At 54.3% G+C, this 9,945-nt stretch carries 10 protein-coding genes; 2 read left to right on the top strand and 8 right to left on the bottom strand.

Translation table 11 applies throughout. The features are described from left to right. The coding region (locus tag V8P77_RS13620) for a nucleotidyltransferase family protein (protein ID WP_335912956.1) at nucleotides 1-861 on the bottom strand (861 nt) is incomplete at its 3' end. Nucleotides 862-1,190: 329 nt separating this feature from the next. Beyond that, nucleotides 1,191-2,699 (bottom strand): anti-phage dCTP deaminase, encoded by a 1,509-nt coding sequence (locus V8P77_RS13615; RefSeq protein WP_264396488.1) that lies wholly within the window; start codon nucleotides 2,697-2,699, stop codon nucleotides 1,191-1,193. A gap of 55 nt (nucleotides 2,700-2,754) precedes the next feature. On the opposite strand from V8P77_RS13615, the gene V8P77_RS13610 reads away from it, so the two are divergent. Continuing rightward, nucleotides 2,755-2,946, top strand: a complete 192-nt coding sequence (locus V8P77_RS13610; RefSeq protein ID WP_264396489.1) for a hypothetical protein — start codon at nucleotides 2,755-2,757, stop codon at nucleotides 2,944-2,946. 451 nt (nucleotides 2,947-3,397) lie between these two features. On the opposite strand, the gene V8P77_RS13605 is transcribed toward V8P77_RS13610, so the two are convergent. From V8P77_RS13605 to V8P77_RS13590, 4 genes are read right to left on the bottom strand one after another with little or no spacing between them, the layout of a single operon-like run. Next, nucleotides 3,398-3,739, bottom strand: a complete 342-nt coding sequence (locus V8P77_RS13605; RefSeq protein ID WP_264396490.1) for a ubiquitination-like system serine protease family protein — start codon at nucleotides 3,737-3,739, stop codon at nucleotides 3,398-3,400. Further along, a complete protein-coding gene (locus V8P77_RS13600) occupies nucleotides 3,739-5,148 on the bottom strand; it encodes a ThiF family adenylyltransferase (protein WP_264396491.1) in 1,410 nt (469 codons plus the stop codon). Before V8P77_RS13600 ends, V8P77_RS13605 begins: the two co-directional genes overlap by 1 nt. Beyond that, nucleotides 5,133-5,546, bottom strand: a complete 414-nt coding sequence (locus V8P77_RS13595) for an E2/UBC family protein (protein ID WP_264396492.1) — start codon at nucleotides 5,544-5,546, stop codon at nucleotides 5,133-5,135. Before V8P77_RS13595 ends, V8P77_RS13600 begins: the two co-directional genes overlap by 16 nt. A 4-nt stretch (nucleotides 5,547-5,550) precedes the next feature. Then, entirely contained in the window at nucleotides 5,551-5,886 is a 336-nt protein-coding gene (locus V8P77_RS13590; RefSeq protein WP_264396493.1) for a multiubiquitin domain-containing protein, read from the bottom strand. A 154-nt stretch (nucleotides 5,887-6,040) separates the two neighbouring features. On the opposite strand from V8P77_RS13590, the gene V8P77_RS13585 reads away from it, so the two are divergent. Beyond that, entirely contained in the window at nucleotides 6,041-6,412 is a 372-nt protein-coding gene (locus tag V8P77_RS13585; RefSeq protein WP_264396494.1) for a helix-turn-helix domain-containing protein, read from the top strand. 3 nt (nucleotides 6,413-6,415) lie between these two features. On the opposite strand, the gene V8P77_RS13580 is transcribed toward V8P77_RS13585, so the two are convergent. Both V8P77_RS13580 and V8P77_RS13575 read right to left on the bottom strand, forming a co-directional pair. Continuing rightward, nucleotides 6,416-8,638 carry a S8 family peptidase gene (locus tag V8P77_RS13580; RefSeq protein WP_264396495.1) on the bottom strand — a complete coding sequence of 741 codons (2,223 nt, stop codon included), beginning with the start codon at nucleotides 8,636-8,638 and terminating at the stop codon, nucleotides 6,416-6,418. Beyond that, nucleotides 8,604-9,767 carry an AAA family ATPase gene (locus V8P77_RS13575; RefSeq protein WP_264396496.1) on the bottom strand — a complete coding sequence of 388 codons (1,164 nt, stop codon included), beginning with the start codon at nucleotides 9,765-9,767 and terminating at the stop codon, nucleotides 8,604-8,606. The genes V8P77_RS13580 and V8P77_RS13575 overlap by 35 nt, the downstream gene beginning before the upstream one ends. Between the last annotated feature and the right edge of the window lie 178 nt (nucleotides 9,768-9,945).

Genomic DNA, 9,945 nt, shown 5'->3' with positions numbered 1-9,945 from the left:
GCGCTTCGCCGGCCCCTGCCCGTCAGTGTGTCGGCGGCTGGCGACTATGAGCTTGTGGACCGCATACCGGGACGGATCAGGGACGACGACTGGGACACCGCTTCGGTGGAGCAGCATTGTCCTGACGGGTTCCCTTATGAGGAAGTCGAGAAAGCGTAGTGGATCTGCGCTGGCGCCACCAAGGGCGGGCATCTTCGCCGGCTGGTCGATATAGTCATCCGAACCACGGTTCGACGTGAGGAATTCAACCCTGTACCCGTCGGCATTCTGAAACGCCGACGAGGCCGCGGATCCCGATCGATGTGGAACTGGCCGGAAGCTGGCGTCGACGCCCTGCAGCAACTCTACGATCGGAGGCAGACTGTCTTCAACCTCCCGACTGATGGCATAGTCCTGGGCGATGTCCGCATCGCCGGTCAGGATCGCAGCCATGGGAAGGCGGACGCCCAGCAGTCCTGAATAACATTGAAAGGCCACCGTGCCGATGAGAACACCCCGGAGCCGAAAGAGACCGCCATCGGCAAGAGCCTCGACGATGTCGCCGGACATGGCGTCAGGGGCGATCATCCCGCCTTCGCGGGTCAGAGTATTTACCAAGCGCCTGCGAGCGCGTAGATCGTCCTTGTCCCGCTTATGATCAGCTACGCGCTGCGCGATATCCGGATCATCAGCAGAACCGACGTAACGACGTTTGGTACCACCATGTCCATCTGGGATGTCGAAGTACCAGTACTTGCGCCCTTTGATGTTCGCCGGGGTGAACCGACCCTCCCGAGGGAAATCGGCCCTCCAAGCGGCGTCGAGCGAGCGCTGACCCAGTTCGGCGAGCATCGTCTGATACATGAGGTCGATGGACTTCATAAGCTCGACTCCGGTGTTATACTGTTTTTCAAAAACAGTATAACGGTCGAGAAGATAGGTCGCAAGATAGGATGCTGGCTCTATCGCCTTGAACCAACTCGAACCGATGACCCCCTTGGAAAATCTGCGATTATGCAGCAAAATTGGGATGTTAGTGTCCATGCCCGGCAACCCTCGTGAACAGGGGCGTTGACGAGGTTGAAACGTTGATGTGAAGCTCCAACCGAACCGGTCACAAGTTGAGTCAGCGCCGTAACCCTGGCCCGGAATGGTCGAACGCGACACATAAGTCTCCCAGTTCGTTTGGGGACTAGGGCGGACAAGTGAGATTACGGGCCTAGTATCTCGCTTAGGGCCCGCGTTCCGCTCTTAATGACCAGTAACTCTAGGTCGGCATAAAATGGTGCTTTGAAATTGACGTTGGGTCGCGCGTTCCCATTTATAAATTCGACGAAAACTCCATTCCGCTTCCGAGAGGAACGCTCAAACAGTTCGCGGTACCTCCGCGGAGTAACGCCGTGAAAGTGTTTAAAGCGCACTGCATCGTATTCGTCGAAAATTCCTCGATTGGCGCCCTCTATCTGAATAGAATCGGAGTGCAGATCAAACGCCAAACTCTTGGGGTAAGGCTCAAGAAAGATCACTTCCGAGATCCCGGTCGCGACAATGTGCTTCGCACACATATGGCACGGAAATGTTGTGCAATATAGTACTGCGCCCTTCAACTGAATCCCAAGCCGAGCCGCATCAGTAATGGCTGACATCTCTGCATGGACGATCCGGCCATATTCTAATGCGTCCATAAATTGACTGTCGCGGATCGGCTTCGACTCAAAATATGCTTCGAAATCGCCGCTAGGGTTGCTAATCTCGAATAACTCCCGGAGCAACTCTTTCTTCCGTCGATCATTGGAATCTTCTCCGTAGGTATACTCTCGAGCATCGAAGGGAGGTTCATCACACCAATATGTCCCTCCTGTCGCTTTTGGAACTTCATTCGAACCCATGCTTAGTATTTCGCCTGTAGGCCGAAATATGGCGGCTCCAACTTGCCTTGAAAGATCCAAAGTTCTAAGCGCCGCAGCTTTCGCCGCGAACATCGAGTATTCCATCTTTGTTGGAGAAATATAATTCGCCGAAAATAGGAGAAAGCAAAATCTTTCTATTTGCTTTTTTACGGAGTCCTTTCCCAGTTCATCCTGATTTATGATAAAATCGGCGTCATGGAAGATTTTTCCAACGCGTTGACCATGTGAATTACTGGTCTCATTTTGATCTCTTACCACCAGATTGTTGGCTGTTGACCTGAATGAATCTACATCGGGGCTGTTTTGCTCGTGAGCAAGTTTGCGGGAGAGATACTCGATCCGAGAAAGCTTCTTCGAGTAAACCGAAATTTGAAAAAAACCGCGTCCATAAACCGACCTCATCAGATCGACTTCTTCTTTGCGCTTGAATTGATGAATAATGAAAACTCGACGTGAATAACTAATTTTGTCTTCGCGTTTAAACGATCTTTGCCTCAATCTTGTTATCCGAAATATCGTATATGCCGCCAAAATTGCGTTGTCATTAAATAATGATCTTACGTGATTCCCAAAATTAATGTAGTCATCAATTCTAATATCTGTAGGTCCACTGGATAGTGGCTTATCTATATTTAGTGATCTTTTTATATTTGAAAAATAGTCTGTAACTTTAACCGGAATGACTTGATAACTCTGAGAAACGAAGAAATCTGATAGCGATCGAATTGTAGAAGAGATATCGACGCCCACTGGAGCAACGATTCCAATAAACAATTCGGGGAACTCAATGCTGGACAGCGGGTTTTCCAAGTTAACTCAACCTTAAAATTTTGATAGCATGATCAAGCCAACGGGAGAACAAACCATGCACAAGCCACGTTCATCTGATATTAAAGCGGGTAAGCTCGGGCACTATGTCGATGATTTGGTTTCCGAAAACAGCTCGTATTACCAGCGATGGTTGATCGCTGAGGGCGATGTTTCTAACGCTAATCTGATTCGTAGCAAAGATACCGATGCACAAATTTCAGCGAGGAATTCCGAAACTGCTGCATAAATAACCTGTTTCGGCGGCTCGAATTCCGCCGCCACACTTTTATGGGAACCAACTCTACAGGTGTCCTATCAAAAATGTTGAGACGAACGCGCATTCGTCTCAACCGATCTGCTTATCGGTAACTCTGATCAAACTGATATCTCACGAATGTGAGTGCTCCTCCTTTCGGTTATCCCGACCTCACTGTTGATTATGGGTTGGCTCTTTTCCTTCAATGACGGATCATCATTCTTCATGTTCTCTGAAGGGCGTGCCATTTCAAAATCACAGGTCGAGCCATGCCAATGCCGAAAGCGAAACGTACTGAATCATGAAGCGGAATTCACGATGGCTTCGCTTCGTATCCAGTCGCGCTGATCAGCAATCCTGCTGCCGCTCTAAATTGAAATCCGTCAGCGGATTATAAAGAAGCGTGGAATAGATCGGGTGGGGGTGAGCTCCGCCCTAAGGATCAAGTCCAAAAAACTCGGCCTCGCCTGAACCAGAAATGGACCCCGCAGTCTTTCTTCCGCCAAACTGACGGATGCAGTGATGCGGTTCCGTCATCATGGCAAATAATTGTCCAGCAGGGTCGCTCGTCCGGTAGAAGGTTCATGTGGAGAATGTGATCACGGCAGCGCGGGCAGAGCATGGCTGCCTGTTCTTCGAAGCCGTCCTCTTCCACTATGTATATGGCCTTATTTTTCAGCTTTTCCGGCAAAAGGGCTTGGACCACGATGGTTTTGTAGGGGGGGTCAATCCAGCCGGCAAACAGCAGGCGCAGCCACGTCAAGAATTGAACAATCCAGTTCATCAGCTACGCTTTCCGAGTTCCGGCATCCCGAGAAGCGGCCTGGTATCCCCCAAGCCTGTTTTGGGCAAAAGTATTGGGCAGATTCCTGCTTCACTTTCGTAGATGAGCTCCATGCTCGCGAGGCTAAAGGTAACGCTCGCGTAATTCTGATTCGGCAATTCCCGAAACGGATGAAGCCGGGCAAGAAACTCATCAACCGCAAGCGCTGCTGCGAGCATGTTGACGCTGATCACCGCTGGCCGTCGGTTGACAGCGCCACGAATGTATCCCTCTTCTAATTGCCGCCTGTGGGCATCTGGATCGGTACGGCGAAGACCTGCCGCCGCGACATCCTCCATCGAAAAAAGATCTCGGCTCATCAGCGATGATCGGCCGGGCTGCAGATAATGAATGGTGCCGCAGACCTCGCGAATCTGGCCGTGATTATATCCGTCGCGGATCGCGTCGAGACGGATCCCGATATCGAAGTACGGTATGAGATATTGACTGGCGATACAGTTGAGAAGATAGCGGCCGTCGACCGTATCCATGCACCCGAAAAGCACATCACATTGGGCGATGGTGCGAACGACGTCGGGGTCCCAGAGATTGCGGGGCATTCGAACAACCCTGGTGCCCAGGCCCATCCGGTCGATTGCATCCCCGAGGACATCGACTTTCTTCCGGCCGGCCCTTGCGTCGTCCATGGTCGAGTTGATGATCCGGTTCACGTTGCGGTCTTCGATCGGATCATCGTCAACGATGATGATTTCGCCCACACCAAGACGTACCAGTTGCTCGACCACAGGGCTACCGGTGCCGGAGCATCCTACAATACCGACAGAAAGCTTGCGGAGTCGTTCGATCGTGCCCTCATCAAAGGCTTGCGCATGCGAGGCGACAAAGCTCGGCATCTCGACATCTCCCGTGTTCGGATACCAGAACAACAGATCGTCGCCCGCAACACTGATGCTTCCGATGGATCGCATTTCATTCTCATCGACCAACACGCGGCCGAACATCTCCCCGGTAGGCAGCATGACGACACTGCCATGCGGAATATCGGCTTCCACCCAACCCCGAATCATGGGCAACAGTTTGTGATCGCCGGCATCATCGACATCTGAAAACTGCGCATAGCCGCCTGGGTGGCTGTGGATCTTGATAACCGACAGTCCAGTCTCAGCAGCTCGATCCAGAATGCCGGCAATGTAGTCAGGGCTCCAAACGACGCCGACAGAGGACCGCTCGAGGCATTCGTCATAGGGGATGTCGTGTATCTCTCGGACCGTCAGCCGATGGTTGCGATCGCCATCTCGGCGACCGCAGAGAAGGATAGCCACAGCCTCGTAACCGTCACCAGGAAACAGGAAGCTTTTCAGATGAGCATGCTGATCACCCGACAGTGCGAGCGTTACTTTGCTGGGCATTTCTCGAACTCCCGTTCCAGCCATTCTTCGATCAGGAAAACATGGGTTCCGAGGTTATCGAAACCGATCTTCCACGGATTGGCAGCGGTGCGGTGCCGCGACCAGCGCTGGTAAGTCTGGCCATCCAGCGGCTGCTGCGCGTCGGTGCAACCGATCGGCTGTCCATCGACACGGCTGAGCGGAGGATAGAAATAGACCATGTCAAGCTGAGCATTCGGATAGCCTGCCTCGATCCGGATCGCTGCCGTAACCTTTTCGTGGTTGTAGCCCTTAGGTACCGCAAAATCGTGGATAAGGACCCAAGGCGAGCCATCGATGATGGCTTCCCAGGGGCGTTCATAGGTAGCGAGGAACTCCTCATCCTCCGCGCCGAGATCAAAAGCACGCCGCATTTCCATTGCTTTAGCCCTCCGTCTGATCGCGCGGCAGCGCCTTGAACTTCTCGATCCCTTTGCGGCGCAGATCGACCTCCTTGTCGAGGGCGATCTTCTCCGGACGTTCGCCAACCATCTTCAGCCGGAGGGTATAATCCTTTGCAGGCAAAAGACCTGCAAGCGTCAGGATTTCCGAGCCGGTCGGATTCGGCTTCTGAATGACGAACGGTTTTCCGTTGACCTGAAGACGATAGCCCTTGGCGAGCGGAGGCTGCTTGCCGAGTTTGGCATATTCTTCAAGATCAATGATGTCGTCGAGGATCTGTTCCTCGCCCGGGTCGTTACCCTTTTCAACTGTGCTCATATCTTCGTCCTTTGTGTAATGCAGCCGACGGTATCGGCCGATGAATGCATCGTGGCACAAGCCTGCTTGATGTGTCAAGCAATACTTAGCACGCTTGACAGAATGAGCAGACGAGAGTATTATTTCCGATAAATCAATATCTTATCAGATGGTCATGAATCAGGACACCGAACAAAGGCCGGCGCCCCTTCCGAATCTCGGGCATTATCTCGCCTCGATCCGCGAGGATCGGGGGATGAAGCTGAGAGAGGTGGAGGCAGCAACAAAGCGCGAAGTTTCAAACGCTTATCTCAGTCAAATCGAGAACGGAAAGATTAAGAAGCCCTCCCCGAACGTCCTCCATTCGCTCGCAATCGTCTACAGAATCAATTACGAGCAACTGATGGTAATGGCGGGCTATGCCGTCACGTCGAAGGCGCAAAAACCCCATCCTCCAGTGCACAACAGCTTCACCGAGCTTAACCTGACGCCCGAGGAAGACGCAAAACTTCTCGAATATCTTCGTTTCCTGCGAAGTACCAAGTAAGGATCAGGTTCGCACCGGGATATCGATGACAGGCCGGATCGGTTCAAGCACTGTGGCGTACTTGCGAACGATCTGGTCGTAAAGATCGGCCACTTTCCTTGCGCGAACGGTGATGACCAACGCATAAGCCAGTTGCTCGTCAGGCGAGAAGTTTCGCCCTTCCAGCCGGGCATTGTAGTGAATGTCAAAGCAAGGGCGGCTCAGGCTCTTGCCCTGGAATCGCCTGGAAGCGTGTAGGCAGTTTTCCCATTTCCACGCGTCCCGCCGCAATTCGTCCTCGCCTGCATCCAGACCAGGGTCGCCAAAGAACGATCTCGAGTTTGCATGGACCTGTTCGTCAGCCTTGAACTTCCCGTCGTGCGGACGGAAAGTGGCGGTCAGGCCTGCGCGTGTGTAGTTGCCGGGATGATGAGGGTCTGTCTGGCATTTATAGCAAAGTGTTGCCGTGATCTCGATCATGCCGGCGAGTTCTGTGTCGGGCATGGGTACAGCGGCGCGAATATATTTGGCTGGCGATATCGCACCCTGATAAATCACCCGGATCGTGTTGTCGTCGCACAGAACCATCTCGTCGATCGTGCGCGCCACCCTTCCCCAACCGACTTCTGCATGCGGAAGGTCACTCGGTTCGGCCGAATGAATCAAAAGTGAGCGCACGGCAAGGAGATTTACTGCATCGCCAAAATGGGCTCGCAAACCAGCCCCGAGGCGCAGGGAACTGGGGGCGGCGAAAGACGTCCCGCCGGTCGGCTCTAGCTTGCCGACCGGGCCTTCGGCAACAACGAGAAACGGCCTCGGAAGGGACCCTCCGAACTCGACGATGTCGGGTTTAATGAGGCCGGGGCTTCGCCCAGGCCCGACAGCACTATAAGGTGCCCTCTGCCAAGTCGCGCCGGGAGAATCTGCTGCGCCAACCGCCAACGCGTTGATGCAGTCGGCTGGAACCTGGATACGATTGAAGCCCATGATGGCGTCACCTTCACCATTGTTACCCACGGCGATGGTGGCCAGAGTGTCGTTAAGCGCGAAGCGCTCATCGAGAACCGCAGTCCAGGCGTGCACGTCGTCATCCTCTATGGAGAGACTCGGACCGATGCTAATATTGACGAAATCGTATGGCTGATTATTCAAGACGTAGTCAATGCGCTCTAGCGCCTCATAGAGCTCGCGTGGATCCTGCCCCGGCTCGGCGTCAAGCACCCGGTAGTGATCAACATTGCAATACGGAGCATCGATCGGCCCGGTTGGATCGAGCGATCCGAATAGAAATGCAGACGTGACCTGCAGGCCATGGCTTACCAGCACAGGATGAGATCCACCGACATGTCGGCCTGCAATCGAAGTCGCCCATGGGTCAAGGACATGGTCTTCGGGAAGGCCACCGTCGAATATTGCAGCTCTGATCGAGGGATCCACCGCGGGTTCGCTGGGCAACCGGATCGATTGTGATGGCAGTCCCGACGTTCGAAAGGCCGGTCTCAAGATCCGAAGCCGCGGCATCTGCCTAATTGCGCGAACAATCGTGAACGTTGCAATTTCATCGGCAAGATCGACGGGCGCCTCGATTTCAACGAAGCATAGCCCACCTGCGTAAAAACGCTTGGAAAGATCCTGCTCGATGCCGAGGGTTGCGAGATAGACGTCAAAAGCCGGCAAAATCTGGGTTTCGCCGAGGAGTGGATCTGTGTGCAGAACGACTTCGAAGACAGCCTCCCTACCCCTGGGCAGCGGCCCCTTGATCTTGTCGCGAACGGTTGGGGCCGCGATCTCCTCGATCGTGATCATGTCGTCGGCAAGGCTGGAGCCGTCGTTCCATCGTGGCAAGGCGCCCTGCCACTGACGGAAAGCGGATCGAGGACCGAGCAAGAAGAGCTCGGTCGTCAGCGTTTCGGTAGGTTCGCGCCCGATCGACTTTTTGGTCGGTGTGATCCGGCGCGGCCGGCTTCCGACAGCAAGCAAGCCCGTCTGCTTCAACAATGCACCTGGATAGAAGGACTTGGCAATATATTCCGGGTTCAGCGTGACAGACGCAACTGCATGATCTTGCGGACATGCCACCGCAGGCAACTGATCGAGCGTCTCGACAGTGGTTGAAAGCATTGGCGACAGGCGCGCACGCGCTTCGGAAAAGCTATAGGGCGCCACTTTGTTGGGTGGGCCGCTTCGCACGATTACGTTGCTGGTGAGCCGCTCACCTTTGCCCAGAAGAAAGTTGCGCTTCGCCATCCTGTTTCCGCTTTCGTCCCGGCTTCGCCTTGGGTTTGGAAGGTTCGCCTCTAATCGTCTCGCGTGCAACACCGGTGAATTCGTGCGCCGCACGTTGCGACATCAGCCTCTCCCCAGCCAGCGTCCGCGCCAGCGCAATTCGTTCCGGTTTCGCCAACTGGTCCGGACGGATGAGATCCTTCAAATAGCTGGCCAGATCGCCACCGCGAATAGCGGCAAGCCGGCGCGCAGACTTGAGGTCCCGATCAATATCGCTGAAGGACTTACCGGCCATCGTTCCAGCCATGATTCCTGCCCATTCGTCCGACTTTTCCATATAGGGGCTGAGAGCGGCCTTCACGAAGGCCCTGATCGCATGCGGATCCGGCATCGGAAACTCGATCGCGTGATCGAAGCGTCGCCAGATAGCTGGATCGAGAAGCTCTGCGTGATTGGTCGCCGCCAACAGCAGTCCGGTTGCCGGCCAGTCATCAATTTCTTGAATGAGGACAGTGACAAGCCGCTTCAATTCCCCGATCTCGCCGCGATCATCTCGCCGCTTTGCGATAGCGTCCAGTTCATCGAGCAGCAAGACGCACCGCATCGACTTTGCATAATCTAGCACATGCCGAAGATTGGTCCCGGTCCGACCGAGATAGCTACTCATGACGGCTGCCAGGTCAAGGATCAGCAGTGGTCGATTGAGCGATCGCGCAACCCAGCGCGCCGCCATGGTTTTACCAACACCAGGGGGTCCAGTAAAGATTGCCGAACGCGTCGGCTCCAATCCCACCTTTAGAAGAGCGTCCAGATGTGTCCGCTCGTCGACAATCCGATCCAAAGACCGGCCGACCTCCACGGAAAAAACCGGCTCGTGATCGAGAGTGGGCGGCTCTTCAATCCGCAGCAGCGAGAAGCGGGTGTCTGCGTCGGTTGGGAGAACAGCTTCCGTTTGACGGCGCAGCGGAGATGCCTGGGTCGGAGCTTCCCGCATGAGCTCCACCAGCCCCGTCGCAAGCTCCGGCGCATTCTCGCGATGTGCCTTCGCCATGCGATGTACCATCTGCAAGACATCCTGCGGCCTGCCCGAGAGCGCTATGCGAGCCAGGTTTAAAATGTCTTTCTCAAGTTTTGATGCCACAGCTGCCACAAGCGCTTCCGATCTCATTTGCCAGTGAGTTATAACTCGATGCGGAAGATTTTCTACGCCTCTCGGTTAATTTTTCTTCCGCCTAAAGACATCTTATTGTTTTAGATCACATTTTTTTGGAAGACATGCATAGCTGGCTCGAAAGAGTCCCGCAGCTTTGGAGAGATTCGTCGTCCAC

The organism is Rhizobium aouanii (assembly GCF_037002925.1).
In the GTDB taxonomy this organism is placed as follows: domain Bacteria; phylum Pseudomonadota; class Alphaproteobacteria; order Rhizobiales; family Rhizobiaceae; genus Rhizobium; species Rhizobium aouanii.
This window is presented reverse-complemented; position numbering and strand designations above follow the sequence as displayed.